This is a genomic window from Arthrobacter sp. TJ-236 (genome assembly GCF_058269235.1).
Window position 1 is genome coordinate 1 of the sequence record NZ_JBZCNI010000001.1, and the last position, 22348, is coordinate 22348.

17 protein-coding genes are annotated in these 22348 nt (G+C 70.1%); 11 read left to right on the forward strand and 6 right to left on the reverse strand.

Annotated elements, in window-relative coordinates:
- Positions 1–1253: 1253 nt before the first annotated feature.
- From AC4D16_RS00005 to AC4D16_RS00045, 9 genes are all read left to right on the forward strand, one after another.
- Entirely contained in the window at positions 1254–2420 is a 1167-nt protein-coding gene (locus AC4D16_RS00005; RefSeq protein ID WP_490953513.1) for a hypothetical protein, read from the forward strand.
- Complete coding sequence (locus tag AC4D16_RS00010) at positions 2417–3574, forward strand: HAD-IIA family hydrolase (protein ID WP_490953514.1); 1158 nt, start codon at positions 2417–2419, stop codon at positions 3572–3574. The genes AC4D16_RS00005 and AC4D16_RS00010 overlap by 4 nt, the downstream gene beginning before the upstream one ends.
- Before the next feature lie 180 nt (positions 3575–3754).
- Complete coding sequence (locus tag AC4D16_RS00015) at positions 3755–4606, forward strand: TlyA family RNA methyltransferase (protein WP_490949480.1); 852 nt, start codon at positions 3755–3757, stop codon at positions 4604–4606.
- Positions 4599–5579: an NAD kinase gene (locus AC4D16_RS00020; RefSeq protein ID WP_490953515.1), complete on the forward strand. Its 981-nt coding sequence runs from the start codon at positions 4599–4601 to the stop codon at positions 5577–5579. Before AC4D16_RS00015 ends, AC4D16_RS00020 begins: the two co-directional genes overlap by 8 nt.
- Entirely contained in the window at positions 5576–7303 is a 1728-nt protein-coding gene (recN, locus tag AC4D16_RS00025; protein WP_490953516.1) for a DNA repair protein RecN, read from the forward strand. Before AC4D16_RS00020 ends, recN begins: the two co-directional genes overlap by 4 nt.
- Positions 7300–9000 (forward strand): CTP synthase, encoded by a 1701-nt coding sequence (pyrG, locus tag AC4D16_RS00030; RefSeq protein ID WP_490949477.1) that lies wholly within the window; start codon positions 7300–7302, stop codon positions 8998–9000. The genes recN and pyrG overlap by 4 nt, the downstream gene beginning before the upstream one ends.
- Position 9001: 1 nt before the next feature.
- Positions 9002–9682, forward strand: a complete 681-nt coding sequence (locus AC4D16_RS00035; protein WP_490949476.1) for an NUDIX domain-containing protein — start codon at positions 9002–9004, stop codon at positions 9680–9682.
- Between the two features lie 218 nt (positions 9683–9900).
- Positions 9901–10827, forward strand: a complete 927-nt coding sequence (xerD, locus tag AC4D16_RS00040; RefSeq protein WP_490954633.1) for a site-specific tyrosine recombinase XerD — start codon at positions 9901–9903, stop codon at positions 10825–10827.
- The gene (locus AC4D16_RS00045; RefSeq protein ID WP_490953517.1) at positions 10820–11365 is read left to right on the forward strand and encodes an 8-oxo-dGTP diphosphatase; all 546 of its coding nucleotides are present in this window, start codon (positions 10820–10822) and stop codon (positions 11363–11365) included. Before xerD ends, AC4D16_RS00045 begins: the two co-directional genes overlap by 8 nt.
- 44 nt (positions 11366–11409) lie before the next feature.
- On the opposite strand, the gene AC4D16_RS00050 is transcribed toward AC4D16_RS00045, so the two are convergent.
- Genes AC4D16_RS00050 through AC4D16_RS00065 form a run of 4 tightly spaced genes read right to left on the reverse strand, consistent with a single transcriptional unit; the run spans position 11410 to position 15818 of the window.
- Positions 11410–12549 carry a bifunctional 2-methylcitrate synthase/citrate synthase gene (locus AC4D16_RS00050; protein WP_490953518.1) on the reverse strand — a complete coding sequence of 380 codons (1140 nt, stop codon included), beginning with the start codon at positions 12547–12549 and terminating at the stop codon, positions 11410–11412.
- On the reverse strand, positions 12546–13502 hold the full coding sequence (prpB, locus tag AC4D16_RS00055; RefSeq protein ID WP_490953519.1) for a methylisocitrate lyase: 957 nt from the start codon (positions 13500–13502) through the stop codon (positions 12546–12548). The genes AC4D16_RS00050 and prpB overlap by 4 nt, the downstream gene beginning before the upstream one ends.
- Positions 13503–13510: 8 nt before the next feature.
- The gene (locus AC4D16_RS00060) at positions 13511–15031 is read right to left on the reverse strand and encodes an MmgE/PrpD family protein (protein WP_490953520.1); all 1521 of its coding nucleotides are present in this window, start codon (positions 15029–15031) and stop codon (positions 13511–13513) included.
- Positions 15024–15818, reverse strand: coding sequence for a GntR family transcriptional regulator (locus tag AC4D16_RS00065; protein WP_490953521.1), 795 nt, complete (start codon positions 15816–15818; stop codon positions 15024–15026). Before AC4D16_RS00065 ends, AC4D16_RS00060 begins: the two co-directional genes overlap by 8 nt.
- A gap of 191 nt (positions 15819–16009) precedes the next feature.
- Here AC4D16_RS00065 and AC4D16_RS00070 point away from each other — a divergent pair, with 191 nt between their 5' ends.
- Positions 16010–17968 (forward strand): AMP-binding protein, encoded by a 1959-nt coding sequence (locus AC4D16_RS00070; RefSeq protein WP_490953522.1) that lies wholly within the window; start codon positions 16010–16012, stop codon positions 17966–17968.
- Between the two features lie 45 nt (positions 17969–18013).
- On the opposite strand, the gene AC4D16_RS00075 is transcribed toward AC4D16_RS00070, so the two are convergent.
- Together AC4D16_RS00075 and AC4D16_RS00080 are read right to left on the reverse strand one after the other, a co-directional pair.
- Positions 18014–18736 carry a response regulator gene (locus AC4D16_RS00075; RefSeq protein ID WP_490949469.1) on the reverse strand — a complete coding sequence of 241 codons (723 nt, stop codon included), beginning with the start codon at positions 18734–18736 and terminating at the stop codon, positions 18014–18016.
- Positions 18733–20511 carry a sensor histidine kinase gene (locus AC4D16_RS00080; RefSeq protein WP_490953523.1) on the reverse strand — a complete coding sequence of 593 codons (1779 nt, stop codon included), beginning with the start codon at positions 20509–20511 and terminating at the stop codon, positions 18733–18735. Before AC4D16_RS00080 ends, AC4D16_RS00075 begins: the two co-directional genes overlap by 4 nt.
- A gap of 213 nt (positions 20512–20724) precedes the next feature.
- Here AC4D16_RS00080 and AC4D16_RS00085 point away from each other — a divergent pair, with 213 nt between their 5' ends.
- Positions 20725–22125, forward strand: coding sequence for a cation:dicarboxylate symporter family transporter (locus AC4D16_RS00085; protein ID WP_490949467.1), 1401 nt, complete (start codon positions 20725–20727; stop codon positions 22123–22125).
- Positions 22126–22348 lie beyond the last annotated feature (223 nt).

Below are 22348 nucleotides of genomic sequence, written 5' to 3' on the forward strand. Positions count from 1 at the left end.
GCACCCGAGAGAGTGTGGGAGAGTAGGACACCGCCGGACAACACTCAAGGCTGAGGCCCCACACCACCAGGTGCGGGGCCTCACCCCATTAACCCCCCCAACACCCCCTCAACACGGACCAGCACCCGCGCCGGGCGGGAAGCAACGTGGGGCAGGAATCATGAGTGGCTCTCGTGGTTCCATTGAAGAGCAGTACATAAAGAACAATAGAGACGCGTCGGCTTCCTTCTGCCGGCATTCGACGAGAGGACGCCGCAACCATGGCCGATCAGGAGCACGACTCTGGACGGAACGAGGATCGCGGGGCCGCATCCGGCTCTCAGGGGAGCCGTGACGAGGAGCAGGTGAGGACGCCTCCCGCCCGTCGACACGCTTGGGGCTCGAAGACCAAGGCCCAGGCGGCTCCCTCCGCCCCCGTGAGCGGCGCGTCCGGTACTCGGGACGATGCGTCGTCGGACCGGTCGGACCGCGCCTCTGCGGACACCGGAACCAGGGGAGAAGCGACACGCGCGTCGCGCACCGAGGGCTTTTCGGCCGATGGCGGGGATGTATCAGGACGAGGCACAGGTACCACCGAAGCCGCTGAGGGACGTGGTCCGAGCGATGCCGGGCGGGACCGGAGCGTGCGGTCGGAGCGTGCGTCGGCGCCACGGTCCGATTCCAGGGATCAACATGCGTCACCCGACCATAAGGCCCCCTTCGCACGCGGCAATCGTGGGGCCGACGGCAAGGCAGGCCCCCGCGGCACTTCAGGAGGCGATCGCGCAGGTACGCGCGGCACTTCGGGAGTCGACCGCGCCGGTACGCGCGGCGCTACAGGAGGCGACCGCCGTGGTGATCAGGACCGGGGTGCTCAGCTGCGCGGCTCGGCGTCGCGCGGCGGTTCGGCCTCCGGCTCCGCGGACAAGCACGGACGCTTCGGTCGCACCGATGCGCGCGCCGATCGTCCGTCCGGTGGTTCGGGCGCGCGACCGGACCGCCCCTCCTATGGTGACCGCGCACGTGAAGGACGGCGGTCTCCCGACGGGCGTTCCTCCGACAGGACCACGCCATTCCGGCGTCCGACCGACCGCCAGGACCGAGCAGGCGGTGCTGATCGGCGCTCCGATGATCGTCGCGGACCGAACCGTCCAGCTGCGCCCTCGGCCGGCCCTCGCGTTCCCAACGCACGCGACCTGCGCAGTGCCAACCGCCCGGACCGGGAACGGTCACCGGAGATCGATGAGGACGTCAAGGGCGATGAACTCGATCGGGTGACCCGCGCCCAGATCCGTAATCTCGAGGAGCGGAGCGCTCTCTGGGTTGCGAAGCACCTCGTCATGGCAGGCCGGTTGATCGATCTCGATCCGGAGTTGGCCTTTCAGCATGCCCTTGCGGCGAGTCGGCGAGGTGGTCGCCTTGCCGCTGTGCGCGAGGCCGTGGGTCTCACCGCCTATGCGGCTGGTCACTACGGCGAGGCTCTCCGCGAATTCAGGACGTTCCGGCGTATCAGCGGATCGAACGTGCATCTGCCGGTGATGGCGGATTGCGAGCGGGGTCTCGGTCGGCCCGATCGGGCACTCGATCTCGCGCGCACCGACGAGGCTGCGTCCTTGGACGTCGCGGGCACCGTCGAGTTGGCGATGGTGGTGAGCGGCGCGCGGGCCGACCTCGGTCAGTTCGACGCTGCAGTCTCCGCGCTGGAGATTCCGCAGCTGGATCTGCACAAGGCTTTCTCCTACAGCCCACGCCTGTTCCGCGCCTATGCAGACGCGCTCGACGCCGCGGGGCGGTCCAGCGAGTCAGGGCGGTGGCGCAGGCAAGCCGACGTCGCAGATCGAGCCCTCGGCAACGACGACGACACCGAAACGGACATCATCGACCTCGGGGACGACTATGAGGTCGTAGCCGAGCCGGTACCCAAGGTGTCGGATCTACTTGGGACCCACACTGCGGAGATGAGCGGCGGGTCCACGAGTGGAACGACGGCGCAGGACGCCGAGAGCGCTGCGCCGCAGGCCGTTGCCGAGTCTCTTCAGGCCCCGGAACTCGAGGACGGGGTGCGTCAGGACGTCATGGAGCACCAGGACGCAGTGCGCGACGACATACAGCAGCAGGACGTGGAGCATCAGGTTCGGCTCGATACTGACGGCGCGGCGGATGACGGTGCAGTGACGGATCTTCTCTCTGGTCCGACCGGCGAAGGTGACCCTGCCGACAGCGCAGAGTCGGCAGCTGACGCAGAGGACGACGGAGCACCCGCGAGCAGTGGTGATGTCGTTCTCGACGAGGGAAATCCAGCAGACGACGATGCTGAGGTCGATGCTGAGCAGGACGAGCAGCAGCCGGAGCAGTCCGAGATGCTGTTCACCATGGACCCCGTCGCACCACGACGCTCGGCCGACAGCACGCGGACAACTGATCAGGAGAGCGCCGAATGAACACGCAGCCCACGGGCCCGCGCCTGATCGACGCCTTCGACGGCGTGCTCACCGACCTGGATGGCGTCGTCTACGCGGGGCCCCGAGCGATTCCTGGAGCGACCGACGCTCTCGAGCGACTGGCGACCGAGGGCAAGAGCCTGGCCTACGTGACGAACAATGCCTCCCGATCGTCGGAGCAGGTGGCGGCACACCTGCGTGAACTCGGTGCGCCGGCCACGGCCGAGCAGGTCTTCGGGTCCGCGCTGGCCGGCGCCGAGCTGCTCGCCGGCGAGGTCGCCGCTGGAGCATCGGTGCTCGTCGTCGGCAGCGAGACGTTGGCCGAAGCCGTGCGGGCGCAGGGACTCACCGTCGTCGGGTCGGCCGAGGACCGACCGGACGCCGTCATCCAGGGGTTCTCGCCGCATCTCGGCTGGAAGGACCTCGCCGAGGCGGCCTACGCCGTAGCCGCCGGAGCCGTGTGGGTCGCGACCAACACCGACATGTCCATCCCACAGGAACGGGGCATCGCGCCCGGGAACGGCACGCTCGTCGGAGCTGTGGCTGCAGCGACGAAGCGGACGCCGCTGGTCGCCGGGAAGCCTGAAGCCGCCCTGTTCAGGACCGCCGCCCGTCATGCGGGAGTGGACCGCGCCCTCGTGGTCGGCGATCGCCTGGACACGGACATCCTCGGCGGGAACAGGGCCGGCATGACCACGGCCCTCGTGCTGACGGGCATCGACACGGTGCGGACGGCACTTGCTGCGTCGAGCGATCAGCGCCCCGTGTTCCTCATCAGCTCGCTGGCGGAGCTGTACCAGGCGTACCCCCGGGTCACCTCGGCCGACGGCACCTTCTCCTGCGGACGGTCCTCGGCGACGGTGGACGGTACGTCGATCGACGTCGTCGGCTCCGAGGAGGACGTCGACAGCTGGCGAGCCGCCTGCGCCGCATGGTGGGAGGCGTACCCGACGACCGACACGGCTTCCGAGCCCGATGTGCGTTTCACGCCGCCGGTCGGGGCGAACACAGCGAACACGCACGGCGTCGCTTTCGGCGGCGGGGGATCGGGTGATCGCGCAGCGACTGCCCCCGCCGAACCGACCGGCACCGGTCGCGTGGAGCCCGCGGATGTTGCGGCACCGACGACGGTCGTGGAGGGTGCGCAGCGGTGACGGACGAACCGGAGGACGCCGCGTGGTCGAGCGGGGACCCTCACGTCGATCGCATCGCCTCGGCGCTGGACGCCCTCGGGCGCACGCCCGTGGGGGGGCACGCCTCTCTCCTGCAGGAGGTCCATGATCGCCTGAGCGGGGAGCTCGCCCCGGAGCGGGCGCTCCGTGGGGCAGGAGACCATGGCGCGTCTTGACCAGGAGCTGGTGACCCGCGGTCTCGCGCGCTCCCGTTCCCAGGCGGCCCAGCTCATCGCCGCGGGTCGCGTCACGGTGGGCGGTGCGGTGACCGTCAAGGCGTCCGCTACCGTCCGCCCGCTCGACGACGTCCTGGTCGATGGGCTGGGCGAGGACTTCGTCAGCCGTGCGGGCACGAAGCTCGACGGTGCGTTGCGTGCCTTCTCCGCGGTGGACCCCGCGGGAGCCCGGTGCCTGGATGCCGGCGCATCCACGGGAGGATTCACGGACGTGCTGCTCCGACGGGGTGCGCGGGAGGTCGCGGCGGTCGACGTCGGGCACGGGCAGCTGGTGCAGCAGGTCCGGGAGGACCCCCGCGTGCAGGTCTTCGAGGGGATGAACGTCCGCCACCTCGAGCCACAGCAGATCGGCGGCCAGGTGGACCTCACCGTCGCCGACCTGTCCTTCATCTCACTCCGGCTGGTTGTGGCCGCGCTCGTCGGAGCCACGCGGGCCGGTGGGAACCTGCTCCTCCTGGTCAAGCCGCAGTTCGAGGTGGGGCGAGGTGCGCTCAACCGCCTCGGCGTGGTGACGGACGACGACGCACGGCGACGCGCCGTCGTCGGCGTCCTGAGGACCGCCCTCGGGCTCGGTACCGCGATCGGCGGGGTCGCCCGGAGCGAACTCCCCGGTCAGGACGGCAACGTCGAGTACTTCGTGTGGATAAAGATGCCCTCGGACGCGATGGTGCCTAGGATCGAGGAGGAGCTGGACCGGATGGCGGACCAGTCGCTCGAGGAGAGCGGCCTGTTTCCGCGTCCGTCCCGCCCGACCAATCAGACGGAGCTTCATGAGTAGACGCATTCTCGTGCTCGCGCACACCGGTCGACGCGAAGCGATGGTGGCCGCGCAGGAGGCGTGCACGCGCCTGCACGACCTCGGGCTGCAGCCCGTGGTGAGCGCTGACGAGCTCGCCGATATCCAGCGTGAGTACGGCGTCCTCGCCGCGCCCGCAGAGGTGCTCGGCGAGGACGTGCACCTCGACGACGTCGAGCTCGTCATGGTGCTCGGCGGCGACGGCACCATCCTGCGTGCCGCCGAACTGGTCCGCGATGCCGACGTGCCACTGCTCGGCGTCAACCTCGGTCACGTCGGGTTTCTCGCCGAGAGCGAGCGCGCTGACCTCGAGGAGACCGTGCGGTGGGTGGCGGACCGCGACTACACGGTGGAGGAACGCACCACCATCGAGGTCCTGGTCTGGCTGGGGGACACGCTCCTGGGCAGTAGCTGGGCGCTCAACGAAGCAGCGATCGAGAAGGCCAACCGGGAGCGCATGATCGAGGTGGTCATGGAGGTCGACGGCCGTCCCGTCAGCGCGTTCGGGTGCGACGGCGTGGTGCTGGCGACCCCGACGGGATCCACGGCCTATGCCTTCTCGGCCAGCGGGCCCGTGGTGTGGCCGGAGGTCGAAGCCCTGCTCATGGTCCCGATCAGCGCCCACGCCCTGTTCGCCAAACCTCTCGTCGTCGCGCCCACCTCGCTGCTCGCCGTCGAGCTCCTCACCCGGACCGACGCCTCCGGTGTGCTCTGGTGCGACGGCCGCCGCAGCATCGACCTGCCGTCCGGTGCGCGCGTGGAGGTTCGCCGGTCGGACCACCCGGTCCGCCTCGCACGGACCCGCCAGACGCCGTTCTCCGAGAGGCTCGTGCGGAAGTTCGAACTTCCCGTGCAGGGCTGGCGCGGGCCCGTGACGCACCAGGACCCGGTGCGGCACGCCGATCCGACGAAGCACGCTGATCCGTCGACGGATCCGGACGGGGCGAGTTCATGATCGAGGAGATGCGCATCAGGGACCTCGGCGTCATCACCGACGCCACGCTCAGCCTCGGCCCGGGACTGACGGTCGTGACCGGGGAGACGGGCGCCGGCAAGACGATGGTCATCACCGCCCTCGGTCTGCTCCGTGGTGCCCGCTCCGACGCCGGTGCCGTCCGCCTCGGGGCGAAGTCGGCCTCGGCCGAAGCCGTGCTGCGTCTGGACCCCGGCAGCGCTGCGGCGCTGAGGGCTGCCGACGCAGGAGCCGCGCTCGAGGAGCACGACGGCGTCGCGGAACTCATCCTCGCCCGCACCGTGACGAGCGAGGGCCGCAGCCGGGCCTTCGTGGGCGGCCGGGCAGCACCCGTGGGTGTCCTCGCCGAACTCGGGGACGAGCTCGTCGTCGTTCACGGACAGTCCGACCAGCTGCGCCTGAAGGGCGCACCGGCCCAGCGGCAGGCGCTCGACAAGTTCGGCGGCGAGCCGGTCGAGGCCGCCCTCCGGGAGTACGGCTCGACCTTCCGTGCGTGGCGTGACGCCCTCGCCGAGCGGGAGCGCCTCCAAGGTGAGGCGCGCGAGCGGTTGCGCGAGGCCGAGGGCCTCGAGGCGGCGCTCACCGAGATCGGGGAGCTCGAACCGCAGCCGGGGGAGGACGTCGCGCTCAAGACGGAATCCATGCGCCTCGGCAACGTCGAGGAGCTGCGGACCGCGGCCCTCCTGGCCCACCAGGCACTCGTCTCCGACGACATCGGCGCCGGCGCCGACGCGGTGTCGCTCACGGACGAGGCGAAGCGCCAGCTCGAGGCCGTCGCGGAGCACGACCCCGATCTCGGGAAGCTCGCGGAGCGGCTCGCCGAGGTGGGCTACCTCCTCGCCGACATCTCTGCCGAACTGGCGGGCTACGGCGCGTCGCTGGACGGAGAGGGGGCGGGCAGGCTCGAGGAGGTGGAGTCCCGCCGTGCCGCGCTGTCCGTCCTGGTGAGGAAGTACGCTCCCACGATCGACGACGTGCTGGCCTGGCAGGAGGACGCTGTCAAGCGACTCCTCGAGCTCAGCAGCGACTCCTCCCGGGTGGAGGAGCTCGACGACGTGATCGCCGATCTCGACAGCCGGGTCCACCAGCTCGGGCAGGACCTCTCGACCCTGCGCCGCACGGCGGCGGAGAACCTCGCCCAGCAGGTCAGCGACGAGTTGACCGCCCTCGCGATGCCGGACGCACGCCTCCTGATCGAGGTGACCCCGGCGGAGTCCCTGACCGTCCACGGCGCCGACGACATCGCCTTCCTGCTGCAGCCGCATCCCGGTTCGGGGCCGAGGGCTCTCGGCAAGGGCGCCTCGGGCGGTGAGCTCTCGCGCGTGATGCTGGCCATCGAGGTGGTGCTCGCCGCGGTGGATCCCGTGCCCACCTTCGTGTTCGACGAGGTCGACGCCGGGGTGGGCGGCAAGGCCGCCGTGGAGATCGGACGCCGCCTGGCGATGCTGGCCGAGCACGTCCAGGTCATCGTCGTGACGCACCTGCCGCAGGTCGCCGCCTTCGCGGCGCGTCACATCAGGGTCACGAAGAACGTCACACGGGACGGCGACGGTGGCGGCTTCACGGCCAGCGACGTGGAGGTCCTGCCCGACGACGAGCGGGTGCGGGAGCTCGCGAGGATGCTCGCAGGCCAGGAGGACTCGGCGTCAGCGCGTGCACATGCGGAGGAACTCCTCGCGGATGCCGCCCGCACGTCCGCTCGGTGATAGCCTTGAACTCCGTGGCGCAGCAAATAAACTCCCGGTTCCTGAAACCCGCAACGACCAAGCACATCTTCGTGACTGGCGGCGTGGCCTCCTCACTCGGCAAGGGACTGACGGCATCCAGCCTGGGTCACCTCCTGAGGGCGCGCGGCCTCTCCGTCACGATGCAGAAGCTGGATCCCTATCTGAACGTGGATCCCGGCACGATGAATCCCTTCCAGCATGGCGAGGTCTTCGTCACCGACGACGGCGCCGAGACGGATCTCGACATCGGGCACTACGAGCGGTTCCTCGACGAGAACCTCGACGGCTCGGCCAACGTGACCACCGGTCAGGTCTACTCGACGGTCATCGCCAAGGAGCGCAGGGGTGAGTACCTCGGCGACACCGTTCAGGTCATCCCGCACATCACCGACGAGATCAAGCGCCGCATGCGTCTGCCCGCGGAGCCGTCCGCAGGCAAGAAGGTGCCCGACGTCATCATCACGGAGATCGGCGGGACGGTCGGCGACATCGAGTCCCAGCCGTTCCTGGAGTCGGCGCGTCAGGTCCGTCAGGACGTCGGCAGGAACAACGTGTTCTTCCTGCACGTCTCCCTCGTGCCCTACATCGGCCCCTCGCAGGAACTGAAGACCAAGCCGACGCAGCACTCCGTCGCGATGCTGCGTTCCATCGGTATCCAGCCGGACGCCATCGTGATCCGCTCGGACCGCGAGGTCCCGGCAGCCATGCGCGAGAAGATCGGCCGCATGTGCGACGTCGACATCGACGCCGTGGTGAACGCCGCCGATGCCGCGAGCATCTACGACATCCCGAAGACCCTGCACGCGCAGGGGCTCGACGCGTACATCGTCCAGGCCCTCGACCTGAAGTTCAAGGACGTCAACTGGACGAAGTGGAACAAGCTTCTCGACGCCGTCCACAACCCGAAGCACCAGGTCGAGGTTGCCCTCGTGGGCAAGTACATCGACCTCCCCGACGCCTATCTGTCCGTGACCGAGGCCCTGCGTGCCGGCGGATTCGCCAACCAGGCGAAGGTGACCATCAAGTGGGTGCCCTCCGACGAGTGCAGCACTCCCGAGGGGGCGAAGAAGGCGCTCGCCGGCGTCGATGCCGTCTGCATCCCGGGAGGGTTCGGTATCCGCGGACTCGAGGGCAAGCTGGGCGCCCTCACCTACGCACGGGAGAACAAGATCCCGACCCTCGGACTGTGCCTCGGACTGCAGTGCATGGTCATCGAGTACGCACGGAACGTCGTCGGACTGGTCGGCGCGTCGTCGAGCGAGTTCGAGCCGGACACCGAGTTCCCCGTCATCGCGACCATGGCCGAGCAGCTCGAGATCGTCGCCGGCGACGGCGACATGGGCGGGACCATGCGCCTCGGCCGCTGGGAGGCGAAGCTCCAGGAGGGCTCCGTCATCGCGGGGACCTACGGCCGCACGACGGTCTTCGAACGCCACCGCCACCGCTACGAGGTGAACAACGAGTACCGCCAGCAGCTCTCGGACGCCGGTCTCGTGTTCTCCGGCACGACGACGGACGGAAAGCTGGTGGAGTTCGCCGAGTTGCCGAAGGACGTGCACCCGTACTACGTCTCCACGCAGGCACACCCGGAGCTCAGCTCGCGTCCCACGCGTCCGCACCCGCTGTTCGCCGGTCTCGTGAAGGCCGCTCTCGGGCGCCGGACCACGAAGGTCTGATGTGACCTCGTTCAGCGAGTCCGGCTTCGGTGACGAGCAGAGTCCCCGGAGGCTGCTCGGCACCTCCACCGTCTACGAGGGGCGCGTGTGGGACGTCGTGAGCGAGCGGTTCACGCTCACGGAGGACGGCGAGACCATCACACGGGACTTCATCCGCCACCCGGGTGCCGTGGCGGTCCTCGTGCTGGACGACGACGGCCGGGTGCTCCTCCTGCGCCAGTACCGCCACCCGGTGCGGATGGCCCTATGGGAGATCCCGGCGGGTCTGCTCGACGAGGAGGGCGAGGACTTCGTGGACGCCGCCGCCCGTGAGCTCGCCGAGGAAGCCGACCTCACGGCGCGGCAGTGGGACGTCCTCGTGGACCTCTTCCTCTCGCCGGGTTCGTCCTCCGAGGCGCTTCGCGTCTACCTTGCCCGGGGGATCGGCGAGGTACCCGAGGCCGACCGTCACACCCGCACCCACGAGGAAGCCGAGATCGAACTCGCATGGGTGGACCTGGACGCCGCGGTTGCCGCGGTGCTCGAGGGCCGCATCCACAGCCCGTCCGCTGTCGCCGCGATCCTCGCGGTGCGTGTGGCACGCGAGAACGGCTTCGTGGACCTTCGGCCAGCTCTCGCCCCCTGGCCGGAGCATCCGAGCCAGCACTCCACCTGGCCGCACGGCGCAGTCCTCGGGACCTGACCGCCGTGCCTGGGGCATCGCCGAGCGCGGACGGGTATGGGACCGACGGGTATCCAGCCGACGAGCAGCGAGTCGACGAACCGTCGGTGAGCGCCCAGCACGTCGAGGCGGAGCAGTCCGACCGTCCGCGCGCTCAATCGCTACCGTCCGACGGTTCGCACGCCGGTGCGGAGCAGGCGGCCGGTCCGCGCGCCCAGCCGCAGCAACCGGATGGTCCCGTGGCCGAGCTCGTGCGGGACTACCTGCAGCACATGTCCGTGGAGCGCGGCTTGTCCGTCAACACGCTGGCCGCGTACCGGCGGGACCTCCGCCGGTACCAGGCCTTCCTCGTGGATCGCGGTGTCGACGAGGTGCAGCGCATCACGCGGCACGACGTGTCCGCCTTCGCGCAGGCCGTCGTCTCCGGTGACGACGGGCTGGCTCCCCTCAGCCCGCGGTCCGCAGCCCGGACCGTCGTCTCCGTCCGCGGACTGCACAGGTTCTGGGCCCTGGAGGGCATCACCCCGGGTGATCCCGCAAGGGACGTGCACCCACCCATGACGGGGAAGCGGCTGCCGAAGGCCATCCCCGTGGCGGACGTCGTCCGGATCCTCGAATCCGTCGACACCTCCACACCGCCCGGCCTGCGAGACCGAGCGCTCCTCGAGTTCCTGTATTCCACGGGAGCGAGGATCAGCGAGGCCGTGGGTCTCGACGTCGACGACGTCTCCGTCAGTGCTTCGGTCGATGGCCCCGCCGTCGTCCGGCTGCTGGGGAAGGGGTCCAAGGAGCGGCTCGTGCCCGTCGGCTCCTACGCGGCTCGCGCGGTGGACGCCTACCTGGTGCGCGGCCGGCCCACCCTCGCGGCCTCGGGAGCCGGCGGACCCGCCCTCTTCCTCAACATGCGGGGTGGGAGGCTCAGCCGACAGAGCGCCTGGAGCATCCTCAAGTCGGCGACCGAGCGGGCGCAGGTGACGCGCGACGTCTCGCCGCACACGCTCCGCCACTCCTTCGCGACGCACCTCCTCGAGGGCGGGGCCGACGTCCGGGTGGTGCAGGAACTCCTCGGGCATGCGTCCGTCACCACCACGCAGGTGTACACGCTCGTCACGGCCGACACGCTGCGCGAGGTCTACGCCGCCGCGCATCCGAGGGCCCGTGCCTGAGCACCCCGAACCTCGCGATACGTCTCCCGAGACCTCGGGCGAATGGGTGATGCTCGACGGCGTCACCTACCGACGCGTGGTCCTGTGCTTCATCTTCCGTTCCGTCGGCAGCTCCCGGGACGTGCTGCTCGGGCTCAAGCTCACCGGCTTCGGTACCGGACGGGTCGTGGCGATCGGCGGCAAGATCGACGGCGCGGAGTCGGACCTCGACGCTGCAGTCCGCGAGGTGCGCGAGGAGACAGCCCTCGAGCTGCCGCCGTCGTCGGTGCGGTCCGCCGGTCGAATCCGCTGGGCCTTCCCTGCCCAGCCGGGCTGGAACATGGCTGCGTCCCTCTTCACTGCGGACGTGGGCGACGTCGAACCGGTGCCCTGCGAGGAGATCGAGCCCCGCTGGTACCCCGTCGGCTCCATCCCGTGGCAGGCGATGTGGCAGGACGCGCCTCACTGGCTACCCCGGCTGCTCGAGGGCGCCATGATCGACGCGCGCATCGTCATGGCGGAGGACAACGAAGCCGTGGCGGAGGCCGTCCTCTCCTGATTCACGCCGCGGCAGCCCGGTGGGGCCGCCGCAGCGGGAATCCGTCAGGGGACGTGCCGCTCCTCGGGACCGTTGTAGAGGCTCAGCGGGCGGATCAGCGCGTTCGAAGCGGCCTGCTCCATGACGTGTGCCGTCCACCCCGTGATGCGCGCGGCGATGAAGAGCGGCGTGAACATCTCGGTGTCGAAGCCCATGAGGTGGTAGGTCGGCCCGGCGGGGTAGTCGAGGTTCGGCTTGATGCCCTTCGCCTCGTCCATGGCGGTCTCGAGCCCCGAGTACAGGCCGAGGATCTCGCTGCGTCCGTAGTACGCGACCATCGCGTCGAGGGCCTTCTTCATGGTGGGCACGCGTGAGTCGCCGCTCTTGTACACGCGGTGTCCGAAGCCCATCACCTTCTTCTTCTGCGCAAGGGCGTCCTCCATCCAGGCCTTCGCCCGGGCCGCGGCGTCCTCCGCGCTCTCGTCCTCCCGGATGCCGATCTCCTCGAAGGTGTGCATGACGGCTTCGTTCGCTCCGCCGTGCAGGGCACCCTTGAGTGCGCCGATGGCCCCGGTGACCGCCGAGTGGAGATCGGCGAGCGTGGAGGTGATGACCCTCGCGGTGAAGGTGGAGGCGTTGAAGGAGTGCTCGGCATAGAGGACCATCGAGACGTCGAACGCGTGGATCACCTCGGCGGGGGCTTCCTCGCCGAATGTCATCCACAGGAAGTTGGCGGAGTACCCGAGGTCGTCGCGCGGCTCGACGAGGGTTTGGCCGCGGCGGCGCCGCTGGTCGTAGGCGACGACGGCGGGGAAGGCGGCGAACAGCGTGGCCGCCTTCTCCATGTTCGCCTCGACCGAGTTGTCGGCCGCCAGCGGATGACGCGCGCCCATCACGGAGACGGCCGTGCGGGCGACGTCCATCGGGTGCGCCGTCAGCGGGAGGAGGTCGATGGCAGCGACGACCTCCTCGGGCAGGGCACGGTGCGCGCGCTCGAAGGCGTCGAACTCGCGGCGCTGGGCGGCGTCCGGCAGTTCACCGTGCCAGAGCAGATGGGCGACGTCCTCCATGTCGCGGTGCCCGGCCAGCTCCTGCACGGGATATCCCCGGTACAGCAGGGAGTTGGACTCCGGATTCACCTTCGAGATGGCGGTGTGGTCCACGACCACACCCGCGAGGCCCTTGTAGATCTGCGGCTCTGTCATGATCGCTCCTCCTGTGCATCTTGACCTGCGGGTGCAGGCGGGGCGGCGGACGCGCCGCCCGGTACCTCGAAGTTGAACACGGACGAGTCGAAGCGGTTGTAGCCCTCGTAGTCCACGAGCTCGTACAGCCGGCTGCGTGTCTGCATCTGCTCCACGGCCGGCTGCTGCGTGCCGTGCGCCCGGATCGAGTCCAGCGTACGCTCGGCGGCGCTCATCGCACTGCGGAGCAGGGTCACCGGGTAGATGACGATGCTCACGCCGACGCCCTGCAGCTGGTCCACCGTGAAGAGCTCGCTCTTCCCGAACTCGGTCATGTTGGCCAGGATCGGCACGTCCACCGCGTCGCGGATGGCGGCGAACTCCTCCAGACTGCGCATGGCCTCGGGGAAGATTGCATCGGCGCCGGCGTCCACGAGCGCGCGGGCGCGCTCCTGCGTGGCCCGGAGCGTGTCCGTGCCCCGCATGTCGGTCCGGGCCATGATCAGGAAGTCGGGGTCGCGGCGTGCGTCCGCGGCTGCCCGCACCCGCTTGACCGCCGTGTCGAGGTCGACGACGTTCTTGCCGTCGAGGTGGCCGCACCGCTTGGGGTTGAACTGGTCCTCGATGTGGCACCCGGCGAGGCCGGAGTTCTCGAGTTCCTGGACGCTGCGCGCCACGTTCATGGGCTCGCCGAAGCCGGTGTCGGCGTCGACGATGCAGGGGAGGTCCGTCATGCGGGCGATCTGGCCCGCCCGCTGCGCCACTTCGGTCAGGGTGGTGAGGCCGATGTCGGGCAATCCGAGATCGGCGGCGATGACCGCGCCGGAGATGTAGACGCCGTCGAAGCCCTTGTCACCGATGAGGCGTGCGGACAGGGGATTGAAGGCTCCCGGGAACTGCTGGAGACGCCCGGAGGCGAGCCCGTCCCGGAGAGCGCGGCGCTTCTGCGAGGGTGTGACGTCCGAGTACAGCACGGCCCCTCCTACAGGAGTCCCTGCGGCGCGGCGGCCGCATCGAGGAGGCCGGGGCGGGCGACCACGTTCAGCTGCCCGAGCGACCCGGCAGGTAGATCGGGCAATGACTCGACGGCGGCGAGGAAGCGGTCGAGCTCGGCGTCCTCGATGATCCCTGCGGCGAGCATGCGCAGCTTGGCGATGTAGTCGGCGCGGGCGAAGGGCCGCGCCCCGAGCGGGTGGGCGTCCGCGACGGCGATCTCGTCGGTGATGACGGTGCCGTCCGTCAGCGTGATCTCGACGCGGCCGCCGAAGGCCTTCTCGGCGATGTCGAGGGAGTGGTACCGCCGGGTCCACTCCTGGTCCTCCACGGTGGTGACCTTGTGCCACAGCGACACGGTGTCCGGGCGTGCTGCCCTCTCCGGGGCGTAGGAGTCCTCGTGGTGCCAGCGCCCGTCCTGCAGCGCCACCGTGAAGATGTACGGGATGGAGTGGTCGAGGGTCTCGCGGGAGGCCGTCGGATCGTACTTCTGGGGGTCGTTGGCCCCGGAGCCGATCACGTAGTGGGTGTGGTGCGACGTGTGGATGACGATCGAGGCGACGTTCGCGGGGTCGATCACCTCGGGGTGGTCGCCGTGCAGCCGTCGCGCGAGGTCGATCCAGGCCTGCGCCTGGTACTCGGCGGAGTGCTCCTTCGTGTAGGTGTCGAGGATGGCCCGCTTGGCCTCCCCGCGAGCGGGGAGCGGCACCTCGTACGCCGCGTCCGGACCGTCGAGCAGCCAGGCGATGACGCCGTCCTCACCCTCGTAGATGGGTGTGGGCGAGGTCTGCCCGCGCATGGCCCGGTCCACGGACTCGACGGCCATCTTGCCCGCGAAGGCCGGTGCGTGCGCCTTCCACGTCGAGATCTCGCCCTTGCGAGACTGTCGAGTCGCCGTCGTCGTGTGCAGGGCCTGACCGACCGCATGGAAGACGACGTCGGGTGCGAGACCGAGGAGTGTGCCGATCCCGGCTGCTGCGGACGGGCCGAGATGCGCCACGTGGTCGATCTTGTGCTCGTGGAGGCAGATGGCCTTCACGAGGTCCACCTGGATCTCGTACCCGGTGGCGATCGCGCGGACGAGATCGCGTCCGGAGGCGCCGGTGTGCTGCGCCGCGGCGAGGATCGGCGGGATGTTGTCGCCGGGGTGCGAGTAGTCGGCGGCGAGGAAGGTGTCGTGGTAGTCGAGCTCCCGGACCGCGACGCCGTTGGCCCAGGCGGCCCATTCCGCCGAGACCGGGGTGTCCACGCCGAAGACGGAGGCCCCCGCGCCGTTCGCGGACACGGGGTGGCTGAGCGCCTGGGCGCGCGCGGCCACGACGGGTGCCCGCGTGAGGGAGGCGATGGCGACGGATGCGTTGTCGATGATGCGGTTGATGACCATGGCGGTGACGTCCGCGGTGACGTCCACCGGGTCCGTGGCCACCTCCGCGATCTTCCACGCGAGCTGGCCGGTCGTCGGGAGGTTCTCCTCGCTACGGTGGACGCGGACGGGGTGCAGATCAACCATGGTGTTCCTTCGGGGACGCGGTGGGAGGGGCTGGGCGGTGGGCAGGGCGATGGGCCGGGACGGCTGAGGGGACGAGCGATGGGGCGGATCCCGGTGGGTTCCTCGCGGGCGTCCCTGTCCGAGGCGACGGCGGGGCCGGTGAGTGACCGGCGTCGACCGGTGACTGCGCAAGGAGGTGATGGAGGCTGTTGTGCAGGTGGACGCGCATGGAGGCCTCGGCGAGGTCGGCGTTGCCCGACGCGATCGCGAGGGCCACCTGCTCGTGCTCGCGCGCGGAGGCCAGGAGCCGGGCAGGATTGTCCCGGGCGAGTCTGCGTACCCGCGCGAGGTGCGTGCGGATCGGCTTCTGCGCCTGCAGGAGATAGGTGTTGCCCGCGGCGTCGTCGATGCCCTGGTCCAGCCGGGCGACGAGGGGGTAGTAGTCCTCGTGCCGTCCGTCCGTCGCGAGCGCGTGTGCGGCGGCCTCGAACTCCATGGCCAGCGCTGCGAAGACGTCGGCCGGTCCGCGCGATGCGGCCAGGCGCACCGCGGCGCACTCGAGCGGCAGGCGCACGTCGAACAGATCGGCGACGGCATCCAGTGAGATGGCGGAGACGACGACGCCCCGGCCGGCATGGGGGGCGGCGAGACCTTCGGCGACGAGACGGGACAGCGCTTCGCGGAGCGGTGTGCGGGAGACGCCGAGCCGGGCGGACTGCTCGACCTCGGCCAGGAGGTCGCCCGGGGCGAGCCGCCACTCCACGATGTCGGCGCGGAGAAGGCCGTAGGCGCGATCACTTGCGCGCAAACCGAGCCTTCCTTTCTCCCGACACCACCACCGCATGAGGGCGCGAACCGACCCCAATGTATACAGGTCCCGCACGGATGGCCAGCAGGGGTCATCCAGACCGGCGTTCGACGCCTGCTCTGTATACACAGCGCGATCCCGGTCCGCGGGCGCTGTGATACCGTTCCCCCACCGCGCGAGGGAGGGCGATCATGGCTGCAGCAGTGAACAGTGCCGGGAACAGTGCCGGGAACACAGCCGCGAACGGGTACGAGAAGTACGTGAGCCTGCATGCCGCCAGCCTGGCGGAACCCGAGCGGTTCTGGCTGGACGCCGCAGGCTCCGTCGACTGGGTGACACCGCCGGCGAGCGCGCTCGACGACTCGTCCGCCCCGCTTCACCGGTGGTTCCCGGGTGCGAGCCTCAACACGAGCCACAACGCGCTGGACCGGCACGTGGACGCCGGTCACGGGGAGCGGACGGCCCTCGTCTACGATTCCGCGATGCTCGACGTCTCCCGCAGCTACTCCTACGCGGAACTCCGGGACGAGGTGGCGGTCTTCGCCGGCGTCCTGGCCGGACTCGGCGTCGGGAAGGGGGCTCGCGTCCTCGTGTACCTGCCGATGATCCCCGAGGCCGTCATCGCCATGCTGGCCACCGCCCGCCTCGGGGCCGTCCACTCCGTGGTGTTCGGAGGGTTCGCTCCCGCCGAACTCGCCGCGCGCATCCGCGACGCCCGCCCCTCGGCGGTGGTGACCGCGACCGGTGGGCTCGAACCCGGACGGCGCGTCGAGTACCTGCCGGCCGTCCGCGAGGCCCTCGCGCTCGCGGGAAGCGCCGGCACGCCCGTGGTGGTGAAGCACCGGGACGGGTTCGATCACGGGATCGAGCAGGAGGGCACCTGGGTCGACTGGGACGAGGCCGTCTCCCGCGCCCACCCCGCCGCGCCCGTGGACGTGGCGGCGACTGATCCGCTGTACATCCTCTACACGTCCGGGACCACCGGTTCACCGAAGGGCGTGGTGCGCGACAACGGGGGCCACGCCGTGGCGCTGTCGTGGTCGATGCGGGCCATCTACGGCATCGGCCCGGGCGACACCATGCTCACGGCCTCCGACGTCGGGTGGGTCGTGGGCCACTCCTACATCGTCTACGGGCCCCTTCTGGTGGGGGCGACGACGGTCCTGTACGAGGGCAAGCCCGTCGGCACGCCCGACGCGGGCGTGTTCGGCAGGCTGATCGAGCAGTACCGCGTGAAGGCGCTGTTCACCGCACCGACCGCCCTCAGGGCCATTCGGAGGGCGGACCCGGAGGGTGCCCGCCTGCGCAGCCACGACCTCTCCTCCCTCGAGTCCGTCTTCTCGGCGGGGGAGCGGCTCGACACCGGGACGTCCGCGTGGATCGGGGACGTGCTCGGCGTGCCCGTGGTGGACAACTGGTGGCAGACCGAGACGGGCTGGCCGATCTGCGCCAACCCGCGGGGCCTCGGCGGGGTGCCGCTGAAGCCGGGATCGCCGTCGCTGCCGTCCCCGGGGTTCGACGTCGTCGTCCTCGACGAGGCAGGGGAACCGCTGCCGCCGGGGGCGGAGGGCAGTATCGCCCTGCGCCTGCCGCTGCCCCCGGGAACGCTGATGACGCTGTGGGGCAGTGACGAGCGCTACCGGGACTCCTACCTCCGGGCGTTCGACGGGTTCTACTCGAGCGGCGACTCCGGCTACATCGACGAGGACGGCTACGTGTTCGTGATGGGACGGACCGACGACGTCATCAACGTGGCCGGGCACCGGCTCTCCACGGGCGCGATCGAGCAGGTGATCGCCCAGCACCCAGCGGTCGCCGAGTGCGCGGTCCTCGGGCTCAAGGACGCTCTCAAGGGACAGCGCGCCAGCGGCTACGTGGTCCTGAAGGCCGGGGTGACCCTCGACGGCACGGCCCTCCAGGCGGAGCTCGTCCACCTGGTCCGCACGACCATCGGTCCTGTCGCCGACTTCCGGTCCGCGACCGTGGTCGACGCGCTGCCGAAGACGCGGTCCGGCAAGATCCTCCGGAAGACCATGCGTCAGATGGCGGCGGGGGAGGACTACGCGGTGCCCTCGACCATCGAGGACCCGTCCGTGCTGGAGGCGCTGGCGCCCCTGCTGCGACCGAGGACGGACGTGACCGGCGACTGAGTCCTTCGCTCGTCCGAGCTGCGCGGGGGAAGGCCCGGCCCCCGGCTACCCTTCCCCGGGTCGCCGCGCCCAGCTGTACTCGAACTCGGGCCGCCCGCGCGTCCCGTAGCGCGGTGTCCTCAGGACGGACTGCTGGTCGGCCAGGTGCTCGAGGTAGCGCCGGGCCGTGACCCGGGACATGGACAGCGCCTCCGAGACCTCGATCGCGGAGGTCGGTGACGAGCGTCCCTTGAGGAGCGCGGACACCGCGCGCAGGGTCTCCGCGGACAGACCCTTCGGCAGGGATGGCGCGGTGAGCGTCCTGAGGGACGCGAACGCCTGGTCCACCTCGGCCTGGGTGGTGGCGGTCGCCTGCTCCACGAGGTTCCGCCGGAAGTCCTGGTAGGCGCCGAGCTTCTCGCTGAACGCCGAGTAGGTGAACGGCTTGATCAGGTACTGGACGATCCCCGAGGAGATCGCGGACCGGACCACGTGGAGATCCCGCACGGCGGTGATCGCGATGATGTCCACGGGGAGGCCGAGCCCGCGCACCCTGCGGATGATGTCGAGTCCGTGGGCGTCCGGCAGGTTCATGTCGAGGAGCATGAGGTCCACCGTCGTGTCCGCCCTGCCCGCGGCGTCCCCCGCGAGATGCAGGAAGGCCGCGAGCTCGGCCCCGCTCCGGGCGACACCGGCGAGCTCGAACCCCTCGAGGCGCCGGACGTACTCGGCGTGGGCGTCCGCGGCAATCGGATCGTCCTCCACCACGAGGACGCGGATGACGCTCATGGTCGGTCACGACCGTCCGGGGTCCGGATCGCGTCATCTGCGATGGCATTCGAATCGACGTGCGCGCCGGCGTGCGCGCCGGAGCCGAGGGTGGCACGCGCACCCGTCCGGTCGGGGTGCGCGGCGTCCGACGCGTCCGCGGTGCTCACCGGGTAGGGGAGCCGGACCGAGAAGCGCGCGCCGCCGTCGTCCGTGTCCGACACCTCGAGCGAGCCCTCGAACCGCTGGACGGCCTGGCGTACGAGGGCCAGGCCGATACCGCGCCCCGCTCCCGTACCCGCACTGTGCGGGTCCTTGGTGCTGTAGCCGAAGTCGAACACCCTCGCCTTCTCGGAGTCGGGCAGACCGTTCCCGCTGTCCTCCACGACGATGAGGAGGCGGGCCGACCCCTCGGACGACGCGGGAGCGTCACGCGCGACGGTCAGCACCACACGCGGTTCGTCGGAGGCCGCCGCCTCGTCGAAGGCGTTGTCGAGCAGGTTGCCGATGATCGTCACGAGGTCCACCGGATTGAAGGAGCCCGCGCCGGCGTCGTCGGCGATCTCCGGGACGAACCTGACGCCGCGCTCGTTCGCCTGGGCTGCCTTCCCGAGCAGCAGTGCCGCGATGAAGGGCTCGTCGATCGCCTCCACCACCTCGTCCGTGAGGCGCTGGGACTGCTGCAGATCGCGCGTGGCGAAGTCCAGGGCCTCGGCGCTCCTGCCGAGCTCGACCAGCGACACGATGGTGTGCATGCGGTTCGCGTGCTCGTGGGTCTGCGAGCGCAGCGCGTCCGTCAGTGTGCGCATCGTCTCGACCTGACCGGTGAGCGCCTCGATCTCCGTGTGGTCACGGAGCGTGGTCACGGTGCCGAGCGGCCCCGGTTCCGAGCGGCCCCGTCGCGCCGGCCCCGGTGGGACCGCGGGCTCCTGGTTGACGACGAGTACGCGGTCCTCCGTGAGGTGCACCTCGTCGTGTGCGCGCCTCCCCGTGGACAGCAGCTCACGGAGCGACGGCGTCACGGCGAGCTGCGAGGCCGGTACGGGCTCCTGGCTGCCGTCGAGGCCGAGCAGACGGGCGGCCTGGTCGTTGTAGAGCACCAGCCGACCCGAGGCATCGGTGAGTAGCAGGCCCTCGCGGACGGAGTGCAGCACCGAGTCGTAGAACACGAAGGTGCGCGAGAGTTCGGCCGGCCCCATGCCGAGGGTCGCATCCCGCAGGCGCCTGCTCAGGAGGAAGGAGACCAGGGCTCCGAGCCCGAGTGCGCCCAGCGCGATAGCGGCGACCAGCGGCAGCTGCGCGTTGCGGGCGATCGCCGCACGGTCCACCGTGATGCCCGCAGCCACCATGGCCCGAACGGTCCCGTCCCCGTCCCTCACGGGCACGATGGACCTGATGGACGGCCCGAGCGTCCCCGCGTAGGTCTCGGTGTGGGTGCCGCCGGCGAGCGCCTCGGCGACCGACCCGATGTACGGCTTCCCGATCTGCTCCGGGTTGCGATGGGTGAAACGCGTGCGATCGGTCCCCATGATGGTGATGAAGTCGATGCCGAGTTCGTCCATGACCGCCACGGCGTACGGCTGGAGGTCAGCCGTGGGATCCGGCCCCTCGACGGCCCTGAGGACATCCGGTTCCAGTGCGATGGCGGTGGAGACCGCCAGCATGCGTTCGGCGGCGGAGGCGTTCGCGCCCCTCTCGGCGTCGACGTAGAGGATCACGGAGAGGGACACCGACAGGGCGAGCGTGACGACGAGTTGCACCAGGAAGAACTGCCGAGCGAGGCTCCATCGGCTCACGCGGTGATCCTGCTCCCTCCCGTGTCGCCGCTCGGGGAACGGCGGGCCCGGTGCGGGCCACGACCAGTATGAACTCAATCGTGATCGGGGTCACGTCGGGTGCCATGATGACCAGGAACCATTCAACCTTATGCTTCCTGGTCAGACCCGGTGGACGACGAAAGACCCTCGTCCGCCGCGAGCCGCCGGGCGGCACGACCCCAGGAGTACACCATGGCCATCGCGTCAGCGCGGTCCGACGGCGGACCGGCTCAGCCTCGCAAGAAGGTCGACAAGACCCACTTCCTCTACATCGCGGTCATCGCGGCCGTCGTCCTCGGAGCGATTCTCGGCCTCGCCGCTCCCGAGTTCGCGAAGACGCTGAAGCCACTCGGAACGGGCTTCATCAATCTCATCAAGATGATGATCGCCCCGATCATCTTCTGCACCATCGTGCTCGGTATCGGTTCCATCGCCAAGGCAGCGACGGTCGGCAAGGTCGGCGGCCTCGCCCTCGGGTACTTCATGCTGATGTCCACCTTCGCCCTGGCGATCGGCCTCGTGGTCGGCAACCTGATCCAGCCCGGCGAGGGACTGGACATCTCCGGGTCCACCTACGACGTCCCGGAGAGCGCCGAGGGGGCGTCGAGCGGAACCGTCGGCTTCCTGCTGAGCATCATCCCCACCACCCTGCTGTCCGCCCTGACGGGTCCCAGCATCCTCCAGACGCTGTTCGTCGCACTCCTCGTGGGCTTCGCGCTCCAGAAGATGGGTGAGGCGGGCAAGCCCGTGCTCCGCGGGATCGGTCACATCCAGGCGCTCGTCTTCCGCATCCTGGTCATGATCATGTGGCTCGCGCCCATCGGCGCCTTCGGTGCCATCGCCGCCGTGGTCGGGGAGACCGGCGTCCAGGCCATCATCAGCATGGCCACCCTCATGATCGCCTTCTACCTCACGTGTGCCCTGTTCATCGTGGTCATCCTCGGCGGACTGCTGCGGGCCGTCACGGGCGTGAACATCTTCAAGCTGATGAAGTACCTCGGCCGCGAGTACCTGCTCATCTTCAGCACCTCGTCCTCGGAGGCGGCACTTCCCCGCCTCATCGCGAAGATGGAGCACCTCGGAGTCTCCAAGCCGGTCGTCGGTGTCACCGTCCCCACGGGGTACTCGTTCAACCTGGACGGCACCGCGATCTATCTCACCATGGCCGCGCTGTTCGTCGCGGAGGCCCTCGGCAAGCCCCTGGCCCTCGGTGAGCAGATCTCCCTGCTGGTCTTCATGATCATCGCCTCCAAGGGCGCCGCGGGCGTCACCGGTGCCGGGCTGGCCACCCTGGCCGGCGGCCTGCAGTCGCACCGCCCCGACCTCGTGGACGGCGTCGGCCTGATCGTCGGCATCGACCGGTTCATGTCCGAGGCCCGCGCGCTGACCAACTTCACGGGCAACGCCGTCGCGACGGTCCTGATCGGGAAGTGGACCAAGGAGCTGGACCGCGCACGCGTGGACGAGGTGCTCGAGGGTCGTCTCCCGTTCGACGAGACCACCATGAGCACGGACCACCGCTTCGGGAACGACGTCGAAGGCGGCTCCGCGGCAACCACCGATGCGGCGGTCGGCAACACCTCCGCCCGCTGACCACGGCCGCGCTTGATCGGCGCACAACCCGCCACGACGGCGGCGAACCGGACTCCGGCTCGCCGCCGTCGTGCGTGGTGGCATCGACGCGGGACGTCCGGCCCGGAGCGCCGCGGGCGGCGCGCTCGGTCGGAGCCGCCGCAGCAACGTTCGACGTCAGGCTGAGGCTCAAGGCTCGTCCGGCGCCGACGTGCTCCCTCCACGGGGGTGCTGCCCGGCGTTG

Coding starts and splice junctions, on each gene's coding strand:
- AC4D16_RS00050 (WP_490953518.1), bottom strand. CDS start 12,549: ATGACAGAGCCGCAGATCTACAAGGGCCTCGCGGGTGTGGTCGTGGAC.
- AC4D16_RS00060 (WP_490953520.1), bottom strand. CDS start 15,031: ATGGTTGATCTGCACCCCGTCCGCGTCCACCGTAGCGAGGAGAACCTC.
- AC4D16_RS00020 (WP_490953515.1), top strand. CDS start 4,599: ATGAGTAGACGCATTCTCGTGCTCGCGCACACCGGTCGACGCGAAGCG.
- AC4D16_RS00015 (WP_490949480.1), top strand. CDS start 3,755: ATGGCGCGTCTTGACCAGGAGCTGGTGACCCGCGGTCTCGCGCGCTCC.
- AC4D16_RS00075 (WP_490949469.1), bottom strand. CDS start 18,736: ATGAGCGTCATCCGCGTCCTCGTGGTGGAGGACGATCCGATTGCCGCG.
- recN (WP_490953516.1), top strand. CDS start 5,576: ATGATCGAGGAGATGCGCATCAGGGACCTCGGCGTCATCACCGACGCC.
- AC4D16_RS00010 (WP_490953514.1), top strand. CDS start 2,417: ATGAACACGCAGCCCACGGGCCCGCGCCTGATCGACGCCTTCGACGGC.
- AC4D16_RS00085 (WP_490949467.1), top strand. CDS start 20,725: ATGGCCATCGCGTCAGCGCGGTCCGACGGCGGACCGGCTCAGCCTCGC.
- AC4D16_RS00070 (WP_490953522.1), top strand. CDS start 16,010: ATGGCTGCAGCAGTGAACAGTGCCGGGAACAGTGCCGGGAACACAGCC.